The 25,125-nt window shown below is 73.4% G+C and carries 19 protein-coding genes; 10 read left to right on the forward strand and 9 right to left on the reverse strand.

Annotation, left to right across the window (positions count from 1 at the left end; all coding sequences use genetic code 11):
- Both ACZ67M_RS34025 and ACZ67M_RS34030 read right to left on the reverse strand, forming a co-directional pair.
- The coding region (locus ACZ67M_RS34025) for a type I polyketide synthase (protein ID WP_469853929.1) at positions 1-3,692 on the reverse strand (3,692 nt) is incomplete at its 3' end.
- 77 nt (positions 3,693-3,769) lie between these two features.
- Positions 3,770-4,990: a cytochrome P450 gene (locus ACZ67M_RS34030; RefSeq protein WP_385797583.1), complete on the reverse strand. Its 1,221-nt coding sequence runs from the start codon at positions 4,988-4,990 to the stop codon at positions 3,770-3,772.
- Positions 4,991-5,301: 311 nt separating this feature from the next.
- Between ACZ67M_RS34030 and ACZ67M_RS34035 the strand changes: the two genes are divergently transcribed.
- From ACZ67M_RS34035 to ACZ67M_RS34080, 10 genes are all read left to right on the forward strand, one after another.
- Complete coding sequence (locus ACZ67M_RS34035) at positions 5,302-6,537, forward strand: macrolide family glycosyltransferase (RefSeq protein ID WP_361362996.1); 1,236 nt, start codon at positions 5,302-5,304, stop codon at positions 6,535-6,537.
- Positions 6,538-6,589: 52 nt separating this feature from the next.
- On the forward strand, positions 6,590-7,837 hold the full coding sequence (locus ACZ67M_RS34040) for a cytochrome P450 (RefSeq protein ID WP_469853930.1): 1,248 nt from the start codon (positions 6,590-6,592) through the stop codon (positions 7,835-7,837).
- Positions 7,838-7,876: 39 nt separating this feature from the next.
- Positions 7,877-8,311: a sugar 3,4-ketoisomerase gene (locus ACZ67M_RS34045; protein ID WP_392103221.1), complete on the forward strand. Its 435-nt coding sequence runs from the start codon at positions 7,877-7,879 to the stop codon at positions 8,309-8,311.
- Positions 8,308-9,447 (forward strand): DegT/DnrJ/EryC1/StrS family aminotransferase, encoded by a 1,140-nt coding sequence (locus ACZ67M_RS34050; RefSeq protein ID WP_385797588.1) that lies wholly within the window; start codon positions 8,308-8,310, stop codon positions 9,445-9,447. Before ACZ67M_RS34045 ends, ACZ67M_RS34050 begins: the two co-directional genes overlap by 4 nt.
- Before the next feature lie 79 nt (positions 9,448-9,526).
- The gene (rfbA, locus tag ACZ67M_RS34055) at positions 9,527-10,438 is read left to right on the forward strand and encodes a glucose-1-phosphate thymidylyltransferase RfbA (protein ID WP_361363326.1); all 912 of its coding nucleotides are present in this window, start codon (positions 9,527-9,529) and stop codon (positions 10,436-10,438) included.
- A 47-nt stretch (positions 10,439-10,485) separates the two neighbouring features.
- Positions 10,486-11,490: a dTDP-glucose 4,6-dehydratase gene (gene rfbB / locus ACZ67M_RS34060; protein ID WP_469853931.1), complete on the forward strand. Its 1,005-nt coding sequence runs from the start codon at positions 10,486-10,488 to the stop codon at positions 11,488-11,490.
- Entirely contained in the window at positions 11,477-12,070 is a 594-nt protein-coding gene (locus ACZ67M_RS34065; protein ID WP_361363011.1) for a dTDP-4-dehydrorhamnose 3,5-epimerase family protein, read from the forward strand. The genes rfbB and ACZ67M_RS34065 overlap by 14 nt, the downstream gene beginning before the upstream one ends.
- A 7-nt stretch (positions 12,071-12,077) precedes the next feature.
- Complete coding sequence (locus tag ACZ67M_RS34070) at positions 12,078-12,854, forward strand: thioesterase II family protein (RefSeq protein WP_361363013.1); 777 nt, start codon at positions 12,078-12,080, stop codon at positions 12,852-12,854.
- Entirely contained in the window at positions 12,844-14,298 is a 1,455-nt protein-coding gene (locus ACZ67M_RS34075) for an NDP-hexose 2,3-dehydratase family protein (RefSeq protein ID WP_469853932.1), read from the forward strand. The genes ACZ67M_RS34070 and ACZ67M_RS34075 overlap by 11 nt, the downstream gene beginning before the upstream one ends.
- Positions 14,299-14,329: 31 nt before the next feature.
- Complete coding sequence (locus ACZ67M_RS34080) at positions 14,330-15,322, forward strand: Gfo/Idh/MocA family protein (protein ID WP_392103224.1); 993 nt, start codon at positions 14,330-14,332, stop codon at positions 15,320-15,322.
- A 21-nt stretch (positions 15,323-15,343) separates the two neighbouring features.
- Here ACZ67M_RS34080 and abc-f read toward each other — a convergent pair whose 3' ends face one another.
- From abc-f to ACZ67M_RS34115, 7 genes are all read right to left on the reverse strand, one after another.
- Complete coding sequence (gene abc-f, locus ACZ67M_RS34085; protein ID WP_469853933.1) at positions 15,344-17,014, reverse strand: ribosomal protection-like ABC-F family protein; 1,671 nt, start codon at positions 17,012-17,014, stop codon at positions 15,344-15,346.
- 159 nt (positions 17,015-17,173) lie between these two features.
- A complete protein-coding gene (metK, locus tag ACZ67M_RS34090; protein ID WP_392016245.1) occupies positions 17,174-18,382 on the reverse strand; it encodes a methionine adenosyltransferase in 1,209 nt (402 codons plus the stop codon).
- Between the two features lie 70 nt (positions 18,383-18,452).
- The gene (locus ACZ67M_RS34095) at positions 18,453-20,642 is read right to left on the reverse strand and encodes a condensation domain-containing protein (protein WP_469853934.1); all 2,190 of its coding nucleotides are present in this window, start codon (positions 20,640-20,642) and stop codon (positions 18,453-18,455) included.
- 229 nt (positions 20,643-20,871) lie between these two features.
- Positions 20,872-21,822: a 4'-phosphopantetheinyl transferase family protein gene (locus ACZ67M_RS34100; protein WP_392016250.1), complete on the reverse strand. Its 951-nt coding sequence runs from the start codon at positions 21,820-21,822 to the stop codon at positions 20,872-20,874.
- A 47-nt stretch (positions 21,823-21,869) separates the two neighbouring features.
- Entirely contained in the window at positions 21,870-23,630 is a 1,761-nt protein-coding gene (locus ACZ67M_RS34105) for an acyl-CoA dehydrogenase (RefSeq protein WP_469854101.1), read from the reverse strand.
- A gap of 142 nt (positions 23,631-23,772) precedes the next feature.
- Positions 23,773-24,027, reverse strand: coding sequence for an acyl carrier protein (locus ACZ67M_RS34110; protein ID WP_064732217.1), 255 nt, complete (start codon positions 24,025-24,027; stop codon positions 23,773-23,775).
- Positions 24,028-24,149: 122 nt separating this feature from the next.
- Complete coding sequence (locus tag ACZ67M_RS34115) at positions 24,150-25,106, reverse strand: aromatase/cyclase (protein ID WP_469853935.1); 957 nt, start codon at positions 25,104-25,106, stop codon at positions 24,150-24,152.
- Positions 25,107-25,125 lie beyond the last annotated feature (19 nt).

Raw genomic sequence — 25,125 nt, forward strand, 5'->3', positions numbered from 1 at the left:
ACACCCTCACCCCACCCCGTACCGTCCGCACCCTCCGCGAACGCCCGGCACCGCCCGTCCACCGACAACCCACGCTGCTGCGAGAACTCCACGAACATCCCGGGACTGGCCATCACCGCGGCACCGCCGGCCAGTGCGAGGTCGCACTCGCCCGACCGCAGCGCCTGGGCGGCCAGGTGCAGGGAGACCAGGGAGGACGAGCAGGCCGTGTCCACCGTCACCGCCGGACCCTCAAGGCCCAGCGCGTAGGAGATCCGGCCGGACAGGACGCTGGCGGTGTTGCCGGTCAGGAGGTACCCGTCGTAGCCCTGGGCGGGCTCGTAGAGGCGGGGTCCGTACTCCTGTGTCATGGCGCCGACGAAGACGCCGGTCCGGGAACCACGCAGACCCGCCGCCGGCACACCCGCCCGCTCCAACGCCTCCCACGACGTCTCCAACAACAACCGCTGCTGCGGATCCATCGCCACCGCCTCACGCGGCGAAATACCGAAGAACCCCGCGTCGAACTCCCCCGCACCATGCAGGAACCCACCCTCACGCACATACGTACGCCCAGGCCGACCCGGCTCCGGATCGAACAACCCCTCCACATCCCAGCCCCGGTCCACCGGGAACCCCGACACCGCATCCCCACCCGACACCACCAGATCCCACAAACCCTCCGGCGAACCCACCCCACCCGGGAACCGGCACGCCATCCCCACGATCGCGATGGCGTCGTCGGGGTGGTCGGTGCCGGTCGGAGCGGTGCGCGGCTCCGGCGCCGCCGTGACGCCCGGTATCTCCTCGCCTTCGCCGGCGGTGTCCCGGATGAGACGGGCGACCTCCAGCGGCGTCGGGTGGTCGTACACCAGCGTGGTGGGCAGTTTCAGGCCGGTCGCGGCGCGCAGCCGGTTGCGCAGTTCGATGCCCTGGATCGATTCGAAGCCCTGCTCCTTGAAGGTCAGTTCAGCGCTGACCGTGTCCGCGGAGGAGCGGCCGAGCACGGTCGCCGCGTGCACCCTGACGAGTTCGAGGACGTGGTCGAGTCGATCGGCCCCGGAAAGGCCGCGCAGCTCGCGGCTGAGCAGCGTCTCCTCGGTGTCCGGGACTCCTCCGCTGACCGGCTCGGCCTCGGGCACCGAGTCGAACCAGTGCCGCGTGCGCTGGAAGGCGTAGGTGGGCAGTTCAACCCGTCGGGCGGCGGTGCCCTCGAACAGGGCGGACCATTCGACGGGTACGCCCTGCACGAAGAGTTCGGCGGCGGCGGACAGGAAGCGCTCCAGCCCTCCTTCGTCGCGGCGCAGCGAGCCGACCGCGATCACGTCGGCGGTCTCCTGCACCGCCATCGTGAGCACCGGGTGCGCGCTGGACTCCACGAACGTCCCGAATCCGGCGTCGATCAGCAGCCGAGCGGTCTGCTCGAAACGGACGGTGTGGCGGAGGTTGCGGTACCAGTAGCCCGCGTCGAGGGTCGTGGTGTCGGTCAGGGCCGCGTCGACGGTCGAGTAGAACGGGACGCGTGAAGCCTGCGGGGTGATCGGGGCGAGCACGTCGAGGAGTTCGGCCTCGATGCGCTCCACGTGGGCCGAGTGCGAGGCGTAGTCCACCGGGACCTGACGGGCCCGGACCTCGTCGGCCCGGCAGGCGGCGACGAAGTCGACGATCGCGTCGGCGTCACCGGCGACGACCGTGCTCGACGGGCCGTTGACCGCGGCGACATCCAGGCGCCCCTCCCAACCCACGAGCCGTGCTTCGACGTCCGCACGCGGAAGCGACACCGACGCCATACCGCCCAGGCCGGCCAGCTCACGGCCGATCACCTGAGCCCGAAGCGCGACCACACGCGCCGCATCCTCCAGCGACAGGGCACCGCTGACAGCCGCCGCCGCGATCTCACCCTGCGAGTGACCCACCACCGCATCCGGTACGACACCCAAGGAGCGCCACAGCTGGGCCAGAGAGACCATGACCGCCCAGGTGACGGGCTGGATCACCTCCACCCGCTCCAGAGCAGCACCCGACCGCAGCACCTCGACCGGATCGAAGTCCACGAACGGCTCCAAGGCCGCCGCACACTCCCCCATCCGCGCCGCGAACACCGGTGAAGAATCCAGCAGTTCACGGCCCATCCCCGCCCACTGCGTCCCCTGCCCCGGGAACACCAGCACCGTCCGGCTGCGGGCAGCCGACTCGGGGGCGACGCCGTGGACGGCGGAGCGTTCCAGGCGGGTGAGGAGCTGGTGACGGTCGCCCGCGAGGACCACGGCGCGGTGGGCGAAGACGGTGCGTGCCTCGGCGAGGGTGCGGGCGGCGTCGTGGAGGTCGAGTTCGGGGGTGTGCTCCACGTGGGCGCTGAGCCGGGCGGCCTGGTCGCGCAGGGCTTCGGCGGTGCGGCCGGACACCACGACCGGTACCACCGGCAGGTGGTGGGCGGCCTCGGGGGCCGGGACGGGCGCGGGGGCCTGGGACAGGACGAGGTGCGCGTTGGTGCCGCCCATGCCGAAGGCGGAGACGCCGGCGAGTCGGGAGGTGCCGGGTTCGGCGGCCCAGGACTCCAGTTCGGTCTGGACGGTGAGGTTGAGTCCGTCGAGGTCGATGTCCGGGTTGGGCGTGGTGTGGTGGAGGCTCGGCGGGAGTTCGCCCTCGCGTACGGCGAGGACGGCCTTGAGGAGGCCGACGACACCCGCGGCGCCTTCGAGATGACCGACGTTGGTCTTGGCGGAGCCGACGGCCAGCGGGGTGCGGCGGCCCGTGGCGGTGCCGAGCACGGCTCCCAGGGCGGCCGCCTCGACCGGGTCTCCGGCGCGGGTGCCGGTGCCGTGCAGTTCGACGTAGCCCACCTGCCCGGCGGGGACGCCGGCGTGGGCGTACGCCTCGCGGAGCACCACTTCCTGGGCTGCCCGGTCGGGGGTGGTCAGACTGGGGCCGCCGCCGTCGTTGTTGACGGCTCCGCCCTTGATGACACAGTGCACGCGGTCGCCGTCGGCGAGCGCGCGGTGCAGCGGTTTGAGGACGATCACGCCGCCGCCCTCACCGCGGACGTAGCCGTTGGCGCGGGCGTCGAAGGTGTGGCAGCGGCCGTCGGGGGAGAGGGCGCCCATCATCTCCATGGCGGTCGTGCTGTCCTCGGCGAGGACGAGGTTGACGCCGCCGGCCAGGCAGAGGTCGCTCTCACCTCGGCGCAGGCTCTCGCAGGCGAGGTGGACGGCGACGAGCGCGGAGGACTGGGCGGTGTCGACGGCCATGCTGGGGCCGCGCAGGCCGAGCCGGTGGGAGAGCCGGTTGGCGGTCATGGCGCGGTGGCGGCCGGCGGCGGTGTAGCCGTCGGTGTGGCCGGCGGCGCGGGTGAGCGTGGCGTAGTCGTCGGAGGCGATGCCGACGTAGACGCCGCCGCGGGTGCCGCTGAGGCGGGCCGGGACGATCCCGGCGTGTTCCAGGGCCTCCCAGCCGAGTTCGAGGACCAGGCGGTGCTGGGGGTCGGTCGCGGCGGCCTCGGCGGGGCTCATCCCGAAGAATCCGGCGTCGAACCCGCCGTGGTCCGCGAGGGCGCCGCGCCGGGTTCCGTCGGGCTGCGCGGTGACGGCGTCGCGTCCGTCGCGCAGCAGTTGCCAGAATTCCCCGATGCCGTCGGCTCCGGGAAGCCTGCACGCCATCCCCACGACGGCTATGTCGTTGTCATCCGTGTGCTGCTCACGGGTATTCGGGGTCATGAATTCTCCATAGCCAGGGATACGGTGCGAGGGGCCCACGGGCAAGAATGGGGAATGCGGCCGGAGCGCCGCTGGAATCACCAGGTGACGGGGAGTTCGACCAGGCCGCGGACGAGCATTCCGCGGTGCCAGTCGAGTTCCGCGGCGGGCCGGGCGAGGCGCAGTCCGGGGAGCCGGCCGGTGAGGGCTTCCAGCGCGCACTGGAGTTCGGCGCGGGCCAGGGGGGCGCCGAGGCAGAAGTGGGGGCCCTGGCCGAAGGCGATGTGGGGGTTGGCGGCGCGGTCGAGGACCACGTCGTCGGGGGCGTCGAAGACGGTCTCGTCCCGGTTGGCGGAGGCGAGGGAGTAGACGACGGCCTCGCCGGCCCGGATGGTGACGCCGCCGATCTCGACGTCCTCGGTGGCGACGCGGCTGGGGCCGACACTGGCCCACAGGGGGACGTAGCGCAGGAGTTCCTCGACGGTGGCGGGGATCAGGCCGGGGTCGGCGACGAGGCGTTCGTAGCGGGCGCGGTCGTCGAGGAGGACGAGGGCCTGGCCGGCGAGCTGGTTGGCGGTGGTCTCGTGGCCACCGACGAGCATGCCGCCGGTGAGCATGAGGAGTTCGTCCTCGCTGAGCCGGCCGCCCTCGTCGCGGGCCTCGATGAGGGCGCTGATGAGGTCGTCCTCGGGGTGGGCGCGGCGCTGGGCGACGTAGCCGCGCAGGTAGTCGGCGTACTCCTCGGCGGCCTGGGCGACCTGTTCCTCGGTGAAGCGGCTGGCGGACATGAGCGCCTCGGTGAAGGCCCGGAAGATGTGCTGGTCGGTGCGGGGGATGCCGAGCATCTCGCAGATGACGGCGGTGGGCAGGGGCAGGGCGAGGCGGGACACGAGGTCGGCGGGGCCGCCGTCGGCGACCATGTCGTCGACGAGATCGTGGGTGATCTCGGTGATGCGGGGGCGCAGGGCGGCGACGCGACGGGCGGTGAAGGCGCGGGAGACGAGGCGGCGCAGCCGGGCGTGCGACTCGGGCGGCATGCCCATGAGGCCGACGGAGTCCAGGGCGCGGGGTGCGGCGCGGGGTACGTCGTGGTCGGCGGCGGCGTGCATGCTCAGCCGGGGGTCCGCGGAGGCCTTCTTGACGTCGGCGTGCCGGGTCAGCAGCCAGGCGTCGCCGCCGTAGGGCATGCGGACGCGGGCCACGGGCGAGGTGGCGCGCAGTTCGGCGTAGTCGGGGTCGAGTCGCAGGTCGACGTGGTCGCCGAAGGGGTAGGTGCGGACCGTTCCGACGGCCGCGGCGGCGGCATGGGGGCAGGTCATGGCGGTATCTCCTCTGTGTACGGACCGGGGGACCTTTCACCGGAACAGCACCCGACGGCGCCGCGGCCGGTATGCCGCGGCAGGAAAGGGATTGTGCCAATCGAGGAGAGGGCGCAGCGGGAATTCGAGCGGCGCTGGAGCGGAATGCGAGCGTGCACCGACGAGCATTGGAGGGCGCTGGTACACGGTGGTCAGGCATCGTCGGCCGGCGGGTGACCGCGCCGGGTCCGTTCCGGTGACGGTGGTGCCTCGTCCCCTGGTCGGGGGCGTGCCGACACGTCGTATCCGATTCGCCTCGAAGGGCTGGCCCGATGGCGCACATCGCCTTTTTCATTCTCCCCGCGGCAGGTCACGTGAATCCGACGCTGTCCGTGGCGAGGGAACTCGTCGCGCGCGGACACCGGGTCACCTACGCCCTTTCGGAGAACTACCGCGAGCGGGTGCTCGCGACCGGGGCGGAGTTCCTTCCGTACGCCCTGGACCAGGACCGGTTCTGGGCCACGATGGTGCCGAAGCAGGACGCGGCGGAGTACACGGACCAGCAGGAGTTCGTGAACATGATGACGTGGATGCTGGACATGACCCGGCAGACACTGGGGGACTTCGAGCGTCACTTCGGGGAGGGCGGCGACCGTCCCGACGTGTTCGTGTGCGACCCGTCGTCGTTCTGGAGCGGGCACATCCTGGCGGCCAAGTGGGGGGTGCCGGTGATCCGCAGCACGCCGACCTACGTGGCCAACGAGCACTGGTCGCTGCATCCGCCGGTGGACACGGCGGAGGAGCAGGCCGAGGACCCGGTGACGGGTGCCCTGTTCGAGGTGGTGGCCGGACTGCTGGCCGAGCACCGGGTGGAGAAGTCCATCGGGGACTTCGCGGCCGAGGTGCACTCGGGTCCGGCGCTGGTGTACCTGCCGCGGGCGTTCCAGTACGCGGGTGACACCTTCGGCGAGGAGGTCGGGTTCGTCGGTCCGTGCACGAGCGCGAACTCCTTCCACGGCGAGTGGGAGCCGCCGGGCACCGGCCGTCCACTGGTGCTGATCAGCCTGGGCACGCTGTACAACAAGCAGCCGGACTTCTTCCGGGCCTGCGTGGAGGCCTTCCGCGACACCGACTGGGACGTCGTGATCACGCACGCGGGCGGGGTGGCCGAGGGTGAACTCGGCGACGTTCCGCCGCACATCCGGGTGTACGACTTCGCGCCGCAGGGCGCGGTGCTCGCGCACGCCTCCGTGATGATCAACCACGGTGGTACGAGCACCGTGCTCCAGGCGGTGTCCGAGGGTGTGCCGGTGATCGCCGTTCCGCAGATGGCGGAGCTGCACGCGACCGCCACCCGGGCCGAGCAGCTGGGTGTGGGCGCCAAGATCCTGCGCAAGGACGTCACGCCCGAGCGGCTGCGCGAGACGACGCTGGCCCTGGCCGGCAGCGCCGAGGTGCGGGCGGCGGTGGCCCGCCTGCGCGCCGAGATCGAGGCCGCGGGCGGTCCCGCGGCCGCCGCCGACGCGGTGGAGGCGCTGCTCGCGCCCGCCGCGGCCGCCGCGGCCTGAGGGCCGCGCCGACCAGCCACCTTCCGACTTCACCGACCTTCAGGAAGCGAACATGACGACACAGACCGCCGAGGTCACGGCCGAGGCCGACCAGGACGCCGAGACACCCCACCCGTTGGCGCAGCCGGCGGACGCCGACGCGGCCGCGCTGCTCGACTGGTTCGCGCGGGCCCGGTCGGAGGCGCCGGTCTTCTGGGACGCGACCAGGTTCGCCTGGCAGGTGTTCTCCTACGCGGACTACAACACCGTCTCGACCAACCCGCAGCTCTTCTCCTCGGACTTCTCGCCGGTCTTCCCGGTGCCCGAGGAGCTGGCCCTGCTGATGGGGCCGGGTACCTTCGGCGGCATCGACCCGCCGCGGCACGGTCCGCTGCGCAAGCTGGTCAGCCAGGCGTTCACGCCGCGGCGGATGGCCGCGCTGGAGCCGAGGATCGAGGAGATCACCCGGCGGCTGCTGGCGGAGCTGGACGGGCGTACCGAGATCGACGTGGTGACGGACCTGGCGTACCCGCTGCCGGTGACGGTGATCGCGGAGCTGCTGGGGGTGCCGGCCGAGGACCAGGACCTGTTCCGGGAGTGGGTCGACGTCATCCTCAACAACGAGGGGATGGAGTACCCGAACCTGCCGGACGACTTCGCCGAGACGATGGGCCCCGCCATCAAGGAGTGGGCGGCCTACCTCTACGCGAAGATCGCCGAGAAGCGGGAGCGGCCGGCCGACGACCTGATGAGCGGTCTGATCGAGTCCGAGGTGGACGGGCGCCGGCTCACCGACGAGGAGATCGTCAACATCGTGGCGCTGCTGCTGACGGCGGGCCACATCTCCAGCGCCACGCTGCTGAGCAACCTGTTCATCGTGCTGGACCGGCACCCGGGGGCCCAGGCGGAGCTGCGTGCGGACCGCTCGCTGATCTCGGCGGCGGTGGAGGAGACGCTGCGTTTCCGCAGCCCGTTCAACAACATCTTCCGGTTGCTGAAGGAGGACACCGACATCCTCGGTGTGCCGATGAAGGCGGGGCAGATGGTGGTGGCGTGGAGCCAGTCCGCCAACCGCGACCCGCTCCAGTTCCCGGACCCGGACACCTTCGACGTGCACCGCTCGGCCAACAAGCACATGGCGTTCGGTCACGGCATCCACCACTGCCTGGGCGCGTTCCTGGCCCGCATGGAGGCGAAGGTCTTCCTCAACCTGGTCTTCGACGCGTACTCGTCGTTCACCGTCCACCACGACCGGGCGGAGTTCTACGAGGCGGACCAGCTCACCGCCCGTCATCTGCCGGTCTCCGTCGCCCGCGGCTGAGCGGGCCCGCATCCAGGGAGCTCGATCGTGGCGGTGGGGATGACTACGGAAGTGGCGGTGGGCGGGGTCAGGCCCTGCACCGTCATCGACTTGGAGCAGCACGTCGACGAGCGGGGCAGTCTCTCCGTCGTCGAGTCCGAATGGACGGCCGGGTTCCCGATCCGTCGGGTGTACTACCTGCACGACCCCGATGTCGGTTCCTCCCGCGGCGGTCACGCGCACCGGGCGCTGGAGCAGCTCGTCATCGCCGTCCACGGTGGTTTCACGATCACCGTGGACGACGGGGCGAACGAGGCGGAGTACCGGCTGGACGACGCGGGGCGGGGGCTGTACGTCGGCCCGATGGTCTGGCGGAACCTGAAGGACTTCTCGCCGGGGGCGGTGGCGCTGGTGCTGGCGTCGCTGCACTTCGACGAGGCGGACTACTACCGCGACTACGAGGAGTTCCTGTCCGCCGTACGGGGGTCGCGGTGACCGCCGTGGCGCCGGAGCGCGCCGGGCGGGTGGCCTTCCACGACCTGCGGGACCTGCACGCGCTGGACGGTGTGCAGGAGCGGGTGGACGCGGCCGTGCTGCGGGTGGCCCGCTCGGGCCGCTATCTACTGGGGCCGGAACTCGCGGCGTTCGAGGAGGAGTTCGCCCGCTACTGCGAGAACGAGCACTGTGTCGGCGTGGGCAGCGGTCTGGACGCGCTGGAGCTGGCCCTGCGGGCGCTGGACGTGGGTCCGGGGGACGAGGTGATCGTGCCCGCGCACACCTACATCGCCACATGGCTGGCGGTGTCGGCGGTCGGGGCGCGGCCGGTCCCGGTGGAGCCCGAGGCGGACTCGTACCTGATGGATCCGGAGCGGCTGGCCGACGCCTGCACCCCGCGGACGCGGGCCGTCATGCCGGTGCATCCCTACGGGCATCCGGCGGACCTCGACGCGATCGACGCCGTGGCCGCCGCCCGGGGCATTCCGGTGGTCGAGGACGCGGCGCAGGCGCACGGCGCGCGCTACCGGGGCCGGCGGGCCGGTTCGCGGTACGTGGCCGCGTTCAGCTTCTATCCGGGCAAGAACCTGGGGGCGCTGGGCGACGCGGGCGCGGTGGTGACGTCGGACGCGCGGCTCGCGGAGCGGATACGGCTGCTGCGCAACTACGGGTCGCGGGTCAAGTACCGGCACGAGGTGCCCGGCACGAACTCGCGGCTGGACGAGATCCAGGCCGCCGCGCTGCGGGTGAAACTGACCTGCCTGGACGGGTGGAACGCCCGCCGGGCCGAGGTCGCGGCCCGCTACACCGAGGGCCTGGCCGGGCTGCCGGGGCTGGAGGTGCCCACGGTGCGGCCGTGGGCCGAGCCGGTGTGGCATCAGTACGTGGTGCGCGCCGCGCGTCGTGCCGCTCTGGTGTCCGCGCTGGAGGCGGCCGGGGTGGAGACGCTGGTCCACTATCCGGTGGCCGTGCACCGCTCCGAGGCCTACGCGGGAGTGGTCGGCGGGCCGCTGCCCCGCAGCGAGCGCCTGGCCGACGAGGTGCTGAGCCTGCCCATGGGGCCGCAACTGACCGCGCAGGACGTCACGGCCGTCATCGCGGCGGTCCGCGAGGCGACGGAGACCATTCATGATTGACGTTGTACGCAATGCGCCCGGCGCCCCGTCCGGGACGACGCCGTGGCACGCCTCCGGTGGCGGACCGGGCAGGCGGCCGATGAAGGGGATCATCCTGGCCGGCGGCAGCGGCACCCGGCTGCGCCCGCTGACGGGCACGATCTCCAAGCAACTGCTCCCAGTGTATGACAAGCCGATGATCTACTACCCGTTGTCGGTGCTGATGCTGGCCGGCGTCCGGGACATCCTGATCATCTCGGCCCGGGACCACCTGGACATGTTCCGATCCATGCTCGGCGACGGCTCACGGCTCGGCCTGGAGCTGAGCTACGCCGCGCAGGACGAGCCGCGCGGGATCGCGGAGGCCTTCCTGATCGGGCAGGAGCACATCGGGGACAGCCCGGTCGCGCTCATCCTGGGGGACAACGTCTTCCACGGGCCCGGCTTCTCGTCCCTGATCCACCAGGCCGCGGCCCGCCTCGACGGCTGCGAGCTGTTCGGCTACCCGGTGAAGGACCCCCAGCGCTACGGCGTCGGCGAGGTCGACGCCGAGGGCCGGCTGGTGTCGCTGGTGGAGAAGCCGGTCAAGCCGCGCTCCAACCTGGCGGTCACCGGCCTGTACCTGTACGACAACGACGTGGTGGACATCGCCCGGGGGCTCGCGCCCTCCGCGCGCGGCGAACTGGAGATCACGGACGTCAACCGCGCCTACCTGGCCGCCGGGCGCGCCCGGCTGACCGCGCTGGGACGCGGCTTCGCCTGGCTGGACATGGGCACCCACGACTCCCTGCTCCAGGCCGGCCAGTACGTGCAGTTGCTGGAGCAGCGCCAGGGCGAGCGGATCGCCTGCGTCGAGGAGATCGCCCTGCGGATGGGCTTCATCGGCCCGGAGCAGTGCCAGGCGCTCGGCCGGGAGCTGGGCGACTCCGGCTACGGCCGCTACGTGCAGGAGACGGCCCGCCGGACCCCGGCCCGGGCCCCGGAGCCCGCCGTCGGCTTCACCGCCGCCTGAGCGGCGCGCCCCCACCCAACCATCCCTTCGCGGAAAGGTTCTTGCCGATGCGTGTCCTGGTGACCGGAGGAGCGGGCTTCATCGGCTCGCACTTCGTCAGAGAACTGCTGTCCGACGCCTATCCGGACCTGGCGGCGACCCGGGTGGTGGTCCTGGACGCGCTGACCTACGCCGGCAACCGGGCCAACCTGGATCCGGTGCGCACCGACGGCCGGCTGGAGTTCGTGCGCGGCGACATCTGCGACGCGCAGCTGGTCGGCCGGCTGATGCAGGGCGTCGACCTGGTGGTGCACTTCGCCGCCGAGTCGCACGTGGACCGGTCCATCGAGGACGCGTCCGCTTTCGTGCGCACCAACGTGCAGGGCACGCAGACGCTGCTGGACGCCGCGGTACGCGCCGGCGCGGGCCGCTTCGTGCACGTCTCCACGGACGAGGTGTACGGCTCGATCGAGACCGGCTCCTGGCCGGAGGAGCACCCGCTCGCGCCCAACTCGCCGTACGCGGCCTCCAAGGCGGCCTCGGACCTGATGGCACTGGCCTTCCACCGCACGCACGGCCTGGAGCTGTGTGTGACCCGCTGCTCCAACAACTACGGGCCGTACCAGTTCCCGGAGAAGCTCGTCCCGCTGTTCACGACCAACCTCGTGGACGGTCTGACCGTGCCCCTGTACGGAGACGGCGGCAACAGCCGGGACTGGCTGCACGTGGACGACCACTGCCGCGGCATCGCGCTGGTCGCGGCGAAGGGCCGCCCGGGCGAGGTCTACAACATCGGCGGCGGCACGGAACTGACCAACCGTGAGCTGACCGGCCGGCTGCTCGAGCTGTGCGGGCGGGACGCCTCGGCGGTGCGCCGGGTCGCGGACCGCGCCGGGCACGACCGCCGGTACTCGGTGGACATCGCGAAGATCTCCACCGAGCTGGGCTACGCCCCGCGGATCGGCCTCGACCGCGGTCTGGCGGACACGGTGGCGTGGTACCGCGACAACCGGTCCTGGTGGGAGCCGCTCAAGTCGGACGGGCGGGGGGCGGACGGCCGTGCACGTCGATGAGACGGGCATCCCCGGCACCTACCGGGTGACGCCCGAGCGGCTGTCCGACGACCGGGGCGTCTTCTTCGAGGCCGCCAAGTACAGCGTGCTGACCGAGCGGACGGGGCTGCCGTTCGCGGTCCGCCAGGTCAACAACTCCGTCTCCCGCAAGGGCGTGCTGCGCGGCGTGCACTGCAACGACGTGCCCGACGGCGCGAGCAAGCTGGTGACCTGCGTACGCGGGTCGATGCTGGACGTCATGGTCGACCTGCGGGTGGGCTCGCCCACCTTCGGACACCACGAGGTGACCCGGATGTCGGCCGGCGACGGGATCGCCCTGTACCTGCCGGGCAGCATCGGCCACGCCTTCCTCTCCCTGGAGGACGGCACCTGCGTCAACTACCTGCTCTCCACCGAGTACGTGCCCGGCGCGATGGTCGACCTGGACGCCCTGGACGCCGAACTGGCGCTGCCCTGGGACCTGACCGGGCCGCCCGTGCGCTCGCCCAAGGACGCGGCCGCCCCCTCGCTGGCGGAGGTCCTCGCCTCCGGCCGGCTGCCGCACTACTCGCCGCCCCCGCCCGCTCGTCCGAGGAGCTGAGACCACCGTGACTGCCTCCACCACCGCCCGCGGGCCCGCCACCGCCCCCGGAGGCTGGCTGCGCCGCTACCGCCCCGCCGAGGACGCGGCCGTCCGACTGGTGTGCTTCCCGCACGCGGGCGGCTCGGCCTCCGCCTACCTGCGTCTCGCCGCCGCACTGGCCCCGTCGGGCGTGGAGGTGCTGGCCGTGCAGTACCCGGGCCGCCAGGACCGGCGCGGCGAGCCGTTCATCGACACCGTCGACGAGCTGGTCGAGGCGGTGCTGCCGGAAGTACGGCAGTGGACGGACGGCCCGTTCGCGCTGTTCGGGCACAGCCTGGGCGCGACCCTGGCCTTCGAGACCGCACGGCGGCTCACCGATTCCGGCCGGCCCCCGGCCCATCTGTTCCTGTCCGGGCGCCGGGCGCCGGTCGTGCCGCGCTCCGACACGGTCCACCTCCTCGACGACCGGTCGCTGATCGAGCGGGTGACCCGCCTCCAGGGCACCGACCCGACGCTGCTCCAGGACGAGGAGCTGCTGCGCATGGTGCTGCCGGCGATCCGCAACGACTACGCGATGGCCGGCGCCTACCGCTACCGGCCGGGCCCGCCGCTGCCGGTGCCGGCCACCGTGCTGACCGGCGACACCGACCCGAACGTGACTCCCGAGGACGCCCGGCGCTGGTCGGAGGTGGTCGCGGGGCCCTGTGAACTCAACGTCCTGACCGGCGGCCACTTCTTCCTCAACGACCACACGGCGGGGATCTGCTCGCTGATCGAGGAGGCGCTGGCCGATGCTCGTTGACCTCCCCACGCCGGCCGCGCCGGTGTCCTTCGCCGAGGACCGGGCCCGGACGGCCGGCCGCGTGCTGCTGTCGGCCCGGACGCCGGAGAGCACGGCGATGCCGGCCGACCGGGTGCGCCCGTGGCTGGCCGAGCAGGCCCGCCGGGGCGAGTACCGGGTGACCCCGGTGCCGTTCTCCCTGCTGCGCGGCTGGCACTTCGAGGAGGACGGCGGCAACCTGCGGCACGAGTCGGGCCGTTTCTTCAGCGTGGAGGGCCTGCACGTGACGGCCGACGGCCTGCCTCCGGGGGGCCGGCGCCAGCCGATCATCGTGCAGCCCGAGGTGGGTCTGCTGGGCATCGTCGCCCGGGAGATCGACGGGGTGCTGCACTTCCTGATGCAGGCCAAGATGGAACCCGGCAACATCAACTCCTTCCAGCTCTCCCCCACCGTGCAGGCCACCCGCAGCAACTTCACCGGCGTGCACCGGGGGCGCCGCATCCCCTTCCTCGACCTGTTCCTGGAGCGGGGGCGCTCGCGCGTGCTGGTGGACGTGCTCCAGTCCGAGCAGGCCGACTGGTTCCTCGCCAAGCGCAACCGCAACATGATCGTCGAGATCGACGAGGACGTGGAGACGGGCGAGGAGTTCCGCTGGCTGACGCTCGGCCAGCTCCTGCGGCTGCTGCGCCTGGACAACGTGGTCAACATGGACAGCCGCTCCGTGCTGGCGTGCCTGCCGACCGCCGGCGCCCGTCCGCGGGCGGCGGGCGGCCCGGACGACACCGGGGCGCTGCGCTCCTTCCACGATCCGGCCGCCCCGTCGGTGCACGGCATGTCCGAGATCCTCAGCTGGCTGACCGGGGTCCGCGCGGTGCGCGAACTCGACCAGCGCCGCGTCCCGTTGCGCGAGGTCGAAGAGGACGGCTGGCTGTTCTCCAGCACCGAGATCGGGCACCGGAGCGGCCGGCGCTTCCGGGTGATCGGCGCGGACGTCGCGGCCAGCAACCGCGAGGTGGGCTCCTGGACGCAGCCGATGATCCAGCCGCAGGTCCCCGGCCTGATGGCCCTCCTCGTCAAACGGATCCGCGGCACGCTGCACGCCCTGGTGCAGGCCCGGGTGGACGTGGGACACCTGAACGTGGCGGAACTGGCGCCGACCGTGCACTGCCGCCCCGCCGACCACACCGGGCCGGGCCGCGAGCCGTTCCCGCCGTTCCTCACGGACGTGCTCACCGCCCCCGCGGAACGGTTCCGCTACGACGGAGTGCAGTCCGAGGAGGGCGGGCGCTTCTACCATGCGGAGAACCGCTACGCCGTGGTCGAGGCCCCCGACGACTTCCCCGAGGAACTCCCCCCGGACTACGCCTGGTTGACGTTCGCCCAGCTCACCGAGTTGCTGGCGCACGGAAACTACCTGAACGTCGAGTTGCGGACCCTGGTGGTCTGCGCCCACACCCTCTACTGACGGCCGACGGCCCCTCACCCACGGACCGCCCATGACCACTCCCCCGCGCCTCGGCCTCCTCGGCTGCTCGGACATCGCCGCCCGCCGCACCCTGCCCGCGCTGCTGCGCACCCCCGGCCTGCGGCTCACGGCCGTGGCGGCGCGCGATCCCGGGCGGGCGGCCGACTACGCGGCGCGCTTCGGCGGGGTGGCCGCCGCCTCGTACGAGGAACTGCTCACCCGGCCCGACGTCGACGCGGTCTACCTGTCGCTGCCGACCCTGCTGCACGCGCGCTGGGCCGAGCGGGCGCTGACGGCGGGCAAGCACGTCCTGGTGGAGAAGCCGCTGGCGGCCAACGGTGCGGACGCTCGACGGCTGTTCGCGCTGGCCCGTGAACGGGGGCTGGTGCTGCTGGAGAACTTCATGTTCCTCCACCACGGCACCCACCGGACGGTGACCGCCCTCCTCGACTCCGGCGCCCTGGGCCCCGTACGCGCCGTGTCGGCGGCCTTCACCATCCCGCCGCGCCCCGACGACGACCTGCGGTACGACCCGCTGCTGGGGGGCGGTGCCCTGCTGGACAACGGCGTCTATCCGCTGCGCGCGGCGCTGCGGTTCCTCGGCGGGGACGTCACGGTGGCCGGGGCGAGCCTGCGGCACAGCCGTCGCTTCGGGGTCGACCTGTCGGGTGCCGTCCTGCTGACCGGCCCCGACGGCGCCACCGCGCACCTGCGCTTCGGCATGGAGCACCACTACCGCTCCTGGTACGAGATCCAGGGCACCCTGGGCACCCTCTCGGTGGAGCACGTCTACACCACGGCCCCCGACCACCGGCCGGTGATCCGCCTCGCCACCGGCCGTGACGTGGAGGAGATCGCGGTGCCCGCCGAGGACCACTTCGAGGCGGTGCTGCGGTTCTTCGCGACCGCCGTACGCGACCGCGGTGCGGTGGCGCCGCGGCTGCGGCTGCTGGACCAGGAGTCCCTGCGGCAGGCCGCGCTGCTGGACGAGACCCGGGCGCGGGCGGTCCGCGTCGAGGTGTGACGCGGACCGCCCGCGCCGGCGTCAGCCGGTGACCCGCCTGCCCGCGGCCAGTTCCATGTGGGTGCCGGTGAAGGCGCGGCGCATCCGGCGGTCGTGGGTGACGACCACGACGGTGCCGGTGTAGTCGGCCAGGGCGGCCTCGAGTTCCTCGACCAGCAGCGGTGAGAGGTGGTTGGTGGGCTCGTCCAGGAGCAGCAGGTCCACCGGGCGGGTGACGAGCCGGGCCAGGTCGATGCGGCGGCGCTGGCCGACCGACAGGGAGCCGACCGGCAGGCCGAGTTCGGAGCGCCGGAACAGGCCGAGGGCCAGCAGTTCGTCCGTGTACTCGTCGGGGTGGCCCGGCCGGCCGTCGGCGAACTCGGCGAGCACCGAACGGCGGGGCTGCTTGGGCAGCTCGTCCTGGCGCAGCCATCCGGTGTGCGCGGCACGGGCGACCGTGCCCCGGTCGGGTTCCAGGTCGCCGGCCAGCACCCGCAGCAGGGTGGACTTGCCGGCGCCGTTCGGGCCGGTGATCAGGAGCCGTTCGCCGGCGGTGACCGACAGGTGGTCGAGACGCAGCCGTCCGTCGACCTCCAGGCCACTCGCCTCGACCAGGGGTGCGGTCGGGTCGGCTGCGGGCTCGCCCGCGGGGGTCAGGGACACGGTGAAGCGCAGCGGGTCCGGGGGGCGCGGCACCGGATTGTCCCGCAGCCGTTTGAGCCGCTCGTTGGCGTTGCGGGCCTTGCTGGAGGTGGCGGAGCTGGAGGACCGCGCCCGGTGGTGCTCGGAGCCGCTGAACGCCCAGGGGCCCTTCTTGGCGATGGTGGCGAGCATGCGGCCGGCGTTGGCGGCGAGGGTCTCCTGCCGGTCGATCTCGGCCAGGTGGTCCTGGTACTCGCGCTCCCAGCGGGCGCGGGCGGCGGCCTTGGCGGTCAGGTAGCCCTGGTAGCCGTCGCCGTAGCGGTTGACGGTGCGCCGGTCGGGGTCGACCTCCAGGATCGTCGTGGTGACCGCCTCCAGGAAGGCGCGGTCGTGGGTGATGACGACGACCGTGCCCCGGTGCTCCCGCAGCCGCTTCTCGAGCCAGTCCACGGCCTGGTCGTCGAGGTCGTTGGTGGGTTCGTCGAGCAGCAGCAGTTCGGGGGCGGCGGCGAGGGTGGCGGCCAGGGCCAGCCGGGACCGCTCACCGCCGGAGAGGGTGTCCACGGCCCGGTCGCGGTCCAGGCCGGGCAGGCCCAGACCGTGCAGCGCGGCGTCGGCGCGGGCGTCCGCCTCGTATCCACCGCGGTCCTCGAACTCGGCTTGAAGGTCGCCCAGTTCGGCCATGCGGCCGGGGCTGTCGTCACCCGCGAGCGCCGCCTCCGCCGCGTGCAGCCGCCGTTCGAGGTCCCTGAGGTCGGCGAACGCCTGGTCCAGGACGTCCCGCACCGTGGCGCCGGCGGGGAGTTCGAGGCGCTGGGGCAGATGACCGAGGCCGCCGGGGGCGGCGACGGTGACCTCGCCGTTGTCGGCGCTCTCCACCCCGGCGATCAGCCGCAGCAGGGTCGACTTGCCCGACCCGTTGTCACCGATGACGCCGGCCTTCTCGCCGGGCTTGACGGTGAGGGAGACCCGGTCCAGCACCACGTGGTCGTCGTAGCGCTTGGTGACCTCCTCGAGGGTGAGCTGGGAATGCGCCCGGGACGCGGTGGGTGAGGACAGTCGCACAGGCATCTCCAGGTGGTGGGGGGCGGTCGGCGTGCGGTGCCTCGTCCATCATTCCGGGACGAGCGCGCACGCCGCACCGCCCATGGTCGTCTTCAAGCCGCGCGCGAGTGTTTCTCCGGCGGTTCTCCGGCGTTCCCCGAGGCGCCGGGGTCCGCCGGAGGGGGCTCACAGGCCGGCCGCGGCCCTCAGCTGCTCGACGCGGTCGGTGCGCTCCCAGGTGAAGTCGGGCAGTTCGCGGCCGAAGTGGCCGTACGCGGCGGTCCGGGCGTAGATCGGGCGCAGCAGGTCGAGGTCGCGGACGATGGCGCCGGGGCGCAGGTCGAAGACCTCGGTGACGGCGTCCTCGATGCGCCGCTGGCTGACCCGTCCGGTGCCGAAGGTCTCGACGAAGAGCCCGACCGGCTCGGCCTTGCCGATGGCGTACGCCACCTGGACCTCGCAGCGCTCGGCCAGTCCGGCGGCGACGACGTTCTTGGCGACCCAGCGCATCGCGTACGCCGCCGAACGGTCCACCTTGGAGGGGTCCTTGCCGGAGAAGGCGCCGCCGCCGTGGCGGGCCATGCCGCCGTAGGTGTCGATGATGATCTTGCGTCCGGTCAGGCCGGCGTCGCCCATCGGGCCGCCGATCTCGAACCGGCCGGTCGGGTTGACCAGCAGCCGGTAGTCGTCGGTCTCCAGTTTGATGCCGTCCGCGGCCAGCTCGGCGAGGACGTGGTCGACGACGTACTCCCGGATGTCGGGCGTCAGCAGGGTGTCGAGGTCGATGTCGGAGGCGTGCTGGGAGGAGACCACGACCGTGTCCAGGCGGACCGGGCGGCTGCCCTCGTACTCGACGGTGACCTGGGTCTTCCCGTCGGGGCGCAGGTAGGGCACGGTGCCGTCCTTGCGGACCTCGGTCAGGCGCCGGGACAGCCGGTGGGCCAGTTCGATGGGCAGCGGCATCAGGGAGGGCGTCTCGGCGGTGGCGTAGCCGAACATCAGGCCCTGGTCGCCGGCGCCCTGCCGGTCGAGTTCGTCCTCCTCGCCCTCGACGCGGGCCTCGTAGGCGGTGTCGACGCCCTGTGCGATGTCGGGGGACTGCGCCCCGATCGACACGGACACGCCACAGGAGGCGCCGTCGAAGCCCTTGCGGGAGGAGTCGTAGCCGATGGCCAGGACGGTGTCCCTGACGATCTGGGCGATCGGCACGTAGGCGGTGGTGGTGACCTCGCCGGCGATGTGCACCTGGCCGGTGGTGATGAGCGTCTCCACGGCGACCCGGGCGCCGGGATCCTCGCGGATCATGGCGTCGAGGATGGCATCACTGATCTGGTCCGCGATCTTGTCTGGGTGGCCCTCGGTCACGGACTCCGAGGTGAACAGGCGACGGGGCATGGCTCTCCAGGGATGTGGCGTCGTTCGGCGGCCGGCGGACCCGGCCGTCGCTTCGGCGCCGTGGGGCCGGTCACCTGGGGCGTCCGGCTCGTGCGGCGACGGATTCGAGGATCCGGGTGAAGGCGGTGTCGTCGGTCGTGGCGCCGGTGAGCACCACGAGCGGCGGCCGTTCCCCGTTCGCCGCCGCGCGCCGGGCCCGTTCGCAGGCGGCGGTGCCGCCGCCGGAGAAGGCGGCGAGGACGAGCAGGGGCCCGGTGTCGCGCAGGGGGTCCCGCGCGGTGTGCCCGGCGTCGGCGGCGGTACGCAGCAGGACGACGGACTCGGGGCCCTGGTAGGCCTCGGCCAGCCGCTCGTAGCGGGTCCGGGGCAGGCCCGGCGTCTGGACGAGGCACACGGTGCCCGCGTCGGGGGCGGTGGCCGGGCGCAGCGGGACGAGCGGGGGTTCCGCCGGGGTCACGGGCGCCGCGGCCGGGGGCGGGGCGGAGCCGGGTGCGGCGGAGCCGGGTGCGGCGGAGCCGGGTGCGTCGGGGGCCGTCGACAGCATGCGCAGCAGCTCGGCGACGGTGGTGGAGTCGGCGGGCAGGTACGGCATCTCGGTCAGCAGCGACGCGCTGTCGTTGAGGACCTCGGTGGCGTCGGCGTACGGGGAATGGTCGTGGGTCGCGGTGAGGACGAGTCCGCCGTCGTCGTCGTGCCGGGTGACCAGCGTGACGGGGAAGGCGGTGCGGGCGCCCAGGGGCTCGGGCCTGCCCACGCGCACTCCCTCGGCGGCGAGTTCGGCCGCCAGGTCGTCGACGGGGCGGGGTCCGCCCTCGAAGACCAGGAGGCTGCCGTCCTGCGGCGCGGAGGAGGCGGGCGCGGGGGATCCGGAGCCGCCCCGAGTCCCTTGTGCCGGGGCCCGGTTCGCCGTGGCCGCGGACGGTACGGGTGCGGAGGTCGCGGGCGCGGGGGTGGACCAGTCGCGTACCTGGCCGGGCGAGACCCATTCGTAGGCCGCCATGTCCAGCACCCGGTCGCGTACGTCGGCCAGCAGGGTCGCCACCGTGGAGTGGGGGTCGACCTCGACGCTCAGCGGCAGCGGGACGCGCAGCGGCGCGGGCAGGCGCTCGGCGCCCTCCAGGGTGATGCCGCGGCCGGAGACGGCCACGCCGAAGCGGACCCGTGCCGGGCCCTGCGCCCCGCTGGCCCGGTACAGCAGGACGGCCCACAGCGCTTGCAGGACGCCGCTCTCGGTGCTGCCCCAGTGGGCGGCCCAGGCGGTGAGCCGTTCGGCGAGGGCGGCGTCAAGGCGCACCTCGGTCCGCCCGGTGGCCGAGCCGGGGACGGCGGCGGGCGGGACGGGGGCGTCGGTGAGCGGAACGGGGGATACGGCGTCGGCGCGGGGCGCGGAATGCGACCAGTAGTCCCGTGCCGGGCCGAGGTCCTGGCGGTGCAGCCAGCGGACGTAGTCCCGGATGTCGGGGCGCCGCTCGCCGCCGGGCAGCCGGCCGCCGGCCAGGTAGGCGCGGTAGAACTCGCGCACGAGCAGGCGGGCGCTCCAGTCGTCGAGGAGCGCGTGGTGGTAGGTGAGCAGGACCCGGGACGGCGTGTCGGCGCCGCGCCCCGCGCCGCCGCCCAGGACGGTGACCCGCAGGGCGGGGGGCAGGCGCGGGTCGAGGCCGCGCCCGAGGTCGTGCTCGACCAGGTCGGGCCAGCCGACCGTGCCCTCCGGCAGCCACAGGACTTCGGCGTTCACGTCGTCGTGGAGGAGCAGCAGCGGGTCGGGGCCGTCGCCGAAGGCGGCGCGCAGCACGCTCTCCCGGTCCACGACGGACTGCCATGAGGCGCGGAACCGGTCGAGGTCGAGCCGGCCGTGCCAGGCCCAGGTGAGCCGTTCCACGTGCCGGCCGGGGTGGGCGTCGGCGTCGGCGAGCAGTTCGCGCTGGAGCGCGGTCGGCGGTACGGAGCGGGCGGTACGGGTGCCGGGGGCCGGGTGGGTGAGCAGATCGGCGAGCAGGCCCCAGGGGAAGGCGGCGGGCGCTCCGGCGGGCAGGCGCAGGGTGTGGGGGGCGCCGTCGCGGTCGACGACGTTCGGCCAGGCGAGCGTGTCGGGGTGGTGGACGGCGACCTGGTCGAGGGCTGCCTCCAGGCGGTCCCCGTCCAGGGGTCCGTGCACCTCCAGGGTCGGGTGGCCGTGGGGTGCGGGTCCGAGGTCGAGCACGACCGTGGTGGCCGTGGCGTCCCGGCCGGGCTGCGGTGGTGAGGTGTGATTGGCGGTCATCGACGGTCCGGGGCGGGCACCTTCCGTGGTCGCGCGTACGGCGTGCGGTCCACGCGTACGGCTGTGTGCACGACGGTTGTGTGCACGACCTCGGCGTGCGGCTCGAAGGCCCCCTCCCTCCCCTCTGTGCGAACGCCCGACGAGTATGCGCGTGGCCGCCGACACGGGCCCCACACGGTGCTGACACGGCGCTGGACCAGGGCGATGCCCTGACGGCGGTCCGGTGCGGTCACGGGTCCGCGCCCGTCCCGGCACCGCCCGGCGAGCCGGGGGCGAGCAGGTCCGCCACGGCTCCCATGAATCCCTCGTCGAGCATGGTGTGGGCCGCCGTGTCGCGGGAGCTGTCGAGGCCGGCGTCGTGGCTGGCGACGCTCAGGAGGTAGCGGCCGAGCACCCGCCGGGTGCTGAAGGCCCATTCGCCGCGGGAGGCGGGCCGGCCGTCGGGGGCCAGGAGTCCCGCGCCGTCGGCGCCGAAGCCGAACTCGGTGAAGCCGAGCCGCAGTCCCTGGCCGATGGCCTTGGTGTACGCCTCCTTCAGCGTCCACAGGCGCAGCAGGGCCGCCGACCGCCGCCGGGCCGGCAGCAGTTCCAGTTCGGCGCGTTCCGCGGGGCTGCACACGTGGCTGTGCAGGAGGTCGAACGACATGGCGCGGCCCGCGGGTTCGGCGTCCACGCCGATCCGGCCGGTGCGGCTGACGGCCACCGCGATCAGGTCGTCGGTGTGGGTGAGGCTGATGTCGACCTGGTCGAGGCCGCGCAGATAGGGCCGGCCGCCGATCTTGTAGGCGAGGTTGAGGTCGGTGGCCCTGGCGTCCAGGGCGGCGGCGGCCGTGTACTTGGTGACCAGGCGCGAGGTGAGGAACCGGAAGCGGATGAGCGGGTCCTCGGTGCGCCGGTAGCGCTGCCAGTCCCGGCCCAGGAGCGGACGCAGGCCCGGATCGGTGACGGCGGTGCCGAGCCACTGGCCCCAGGTGGTGAACACCACGGCGTTGCCGCGCGACCGCATGCCCTCGCGCACCCGGTGCCAGGGGCCGTCGGGTCCGACGACGTGGACCGGCTCGCTGATGCGGTCGAGATCGGCGGGCCCGGCCTCGGCGGGTCCCGCGCCGACGGACCCCACCGCGGGGCCGGTGCCCGTGGGGCGGGGGTCGGTGGGGAAGGCGTCTGCCGGGGGATTCACTTCGGGCCACCCTTTCCAGGGGGTCGGGCTCGCGGGGGCGGGCGGCGTCAGCGGGCCAGGGCGGTGGAGTCCAGGTCGCAGGAGAGGCCGGACCGGTGGCGGTGGAGCAGCTCGTCGAGCAGCCGGTGTGTGCACCCGTCGGGCAGGTCGGGCACCGGGACGCCGAGGCGGGCGCCGATCCGGGACAGGGCGAGCACGGCCCACGCGGGGTCGGCGAGGAAGGGGTCCGTGCCGTCCTGGCCCTCCCAGACACCGAGGACCGCGGCGGCGCCGACGATCAGGCTGTAGCGGTCGCTCAGCACGCACACCGCGGGATCCGCGAGCGCCCGGCCGCCGGAGGCCGGCAGCGCCCGGCAGGTCTCCCGCAGGGCGCGCAGTTCGGCGACGAACGTCTCGGCCAGCTCGGCGAGGACGCCGACCTGGCCGCCGACCCCGCGGCACGCGGCGAGCCGGGCGGCCGAGCCGGCCAGGGAGGCGGCCATGAAGTCGCCGCCGCCCGCGATGCCCAGTGCCCCGTAGTCCAGTGCGGGCAGTTCGGCGCCGGCGCGGAAGAGTTCGGGCGGCGGCTCGTCCTCGGCGAACCAGGCGGACTCGGCCAATGTCCTGAGCTGCGGGACGATCACGGCCTGGCAGGAGGCGGTGCCGGCGTGGCCGAGTCCGGCCACCGGCAGGTCCCGCATCAGTTTGCCGAGGGCACCGTACTCGGGGCTGTCGAGGTCGTAGCCCCGGCCGCCCAGCACCGCGGCCAGTTCCTCCAGGTTCTCCCGCAGCAGGTCGGGGACGACGTACTTGACGGCCGCCGCGAAGACGTGGGCCCGGCCGGGCAGCAGGCCGAGCGCCCGCAGCGCGACGGTGGCCATGGCGTCGCAGGCCAGCAGGTCGGCGAAGACACCGGTGAGGGGGCTGTGCCAGCGGCGGGCGATCCGGCCGCCGCGCCCGGTGGTGGCGGCGCGGACGGCGGAGTGCAGGACCGTGTCGACGGCGGCGGTGACGACGCCGCAGATCACGCTGCGGTTGACCTGGAAGGTGCGCAGGGCCAGGGTGACCCCGTCCCCCGGGGCGCCGACGAGCGCGTCCTCGGGCACCGCGCGGCCGTCGAACTCCAGGCCGCTGAAGAGGGCTCCGCGCATGCCGGCGGTCTCCACCCGCGGCAGGTGGAGGGTGGTGCCGGGCGCGGCCCGCGCGGGGTCCAGGAGGAACACCGAGTGGCTGCGCGGGCCCCGTGCGGGGTCGGTGCGGGCGTAGACGACGTGCGCGTCGGCGCGCGCGGCGTTGATGACGACGTCCTTGCGGCCGTGCAGGAGGTGGCCGCCGCCGGGTGCGGGGCGGGCGGTGAACTCGTCCCGCAGGATGGCGTTGGCGTGGGCGAGTTCGTGGTGCAGGATCGTGGCCCGTCCGCCGGCCAGCAGCTGCCCGGCCAGGTCGTGTCGCATGCGTGCGCCGCCGGCCGCCCAGACGGCGCCGGTCGCGAACATCGAGGTGATGCCGTGGCCGAAGCCCAGGGCGACGTCACGCCGGAAGACCGGGCGCAGGGCCCGGGCGAGCAGGTCGGCGCGGGTGAGCCGGCCGCCGTGGGCGGCGGGCACGAACTCGGCGGCCCAGCCCTCCTCGTCGAGCAGCGCCTCGGTCTCACGCGGCGGGGTGCGCCGCTCGTCGGCGGCGAACAGGGCGCGCAGCCCGTGGGGGTTGGCCGGGTCGTACGGGTCGCCGAGGAGGGATTCCAGCCGCGCGGCACGCGCGCGTGCGGCCTCCTCCCAGCGGCCGGGTTCGCCGTCGGGCGCGGGCGCGGTCTGCGCGATGCCGGTCATGGCGCGCAACTCAGCTCCTTCGTCCGCTCGCGGCGGGCCTCTCGCACTCCCGGACGCCAGCTTGACCAGGCCGCCTCGCGCGGGACCGGAAGGGCGGTGGAGCGGTGCCGGAGCCGCGCGGGAACCGGACCGGGGCGCGGGGTCAGACTCCCGCGCGCGCGGCCAGCTTCCGTGCGACGAAGGTGTCGAGGGCGCGCAGGGTCCGGAAATGCTCCAGGTCCATGTCCTCCTCGCCGACGGTCACGCCGAACTCGCGCTCCACGAAGGCGACCAGTTGCATGCCGAACACGGAACTGACGTAGCCCTGCTCGAAGATGTCGTCGTCGTCCCCGAGGTCGTGGACCGGGAAGAACCTGGAGAGGTAGGCCGCCGTCCTGGCTCTGGCGTCCGTGCTCATCGCTCACCGTCCTGTCGTCGGTTCGGCCCGCCGGCGCTCCGTCGAGGGCTCCCGGCCTCGACTGTCCGGGCAGGCGCTGGAGTGTGCCCGGAGCCCCGATGGACCCCGGGCACACGAGCGGTTCAGCCGGCCCGGACCACCGACTCGGCGTACTCGCGGGCCAGTTCGAGGGTGGCGGTGGAGTTGCGGCCGAGCGCCTCGCGGACGTACCGGCGGGCCTGTTCGAGGTCCGCGCCGGGGCCCAGGACGCGTTCGACGGCGTCCTCGCGCAGCACGACGCTGTGCTGCGCCACGGCGGTCGTCCCGCTGCCGTCGGACACCACGGACCACTCACCGGTGTGCGCCTCCATCAGCGCGGGTGTGGCGGTCTGCTTGTAGACGATGCGTCCGGCGTGCGGGAAGCAGATCCGTACGGACTCGGTGGTGTGCGAGGCGCCGTCCGCGGTGAGCGTGTCCATCGCCATGACCTGGACGCCGGGCGCGTCCTCGGTCAGCTCCAGCCGGGAGACGTGGGGGATCAGCCGGGGCCAGTCGCCGACCCGGTAGAGGAAGTCGTAGACCGGTTCGGCGGGCGCGGCCACGCGGATCGAGTCCTCGAAGGAGAGGACCAGGCTGTCCAGGCGCCGCCAGCGTTCGGCGAGCCTCTTCAGGCCGGCCAGCTCGGCGCGGGAGTTGGTGTCGACGGCCCGTTCCACCCACTCCGCGTCGCCGGGCCGGTCGCCGTGGACGGTGAAGTCGTGCAGCAGGGTCAGCAGGGTGGTGCCGCCCGGCAGCTCCTCCACCGCCCAGGTCCCGTTCATGGTCCGCACCGGCGCCTGCGGGTGCGACTGGCGGAACTCCACCCGCCGGGTGGCCGGGTCCTGAACCCGCTGCGAGATCCAGGACCGGACCTGGCCGTTGGCCGTCGCCCACATCCGCAGCCGTTCGTTGGTCCCGTCCGTCTCCAGTCGCTCGACGTGGACGTTGGGTGGAAAGAACAGCGGCCACCGCACGGCGTCCGCGATCAGTCCGTAGACGATCCCTGCCGGTGCGTCCACCTCGGTCGAGTGCGACGTCCTGTGCACGCGCTCACCCGTCACCACACACCTCTTCCTGACG

It is taken from the genome of Streptomyces sp. NPDC107500 (assembly GCF_055582785.1).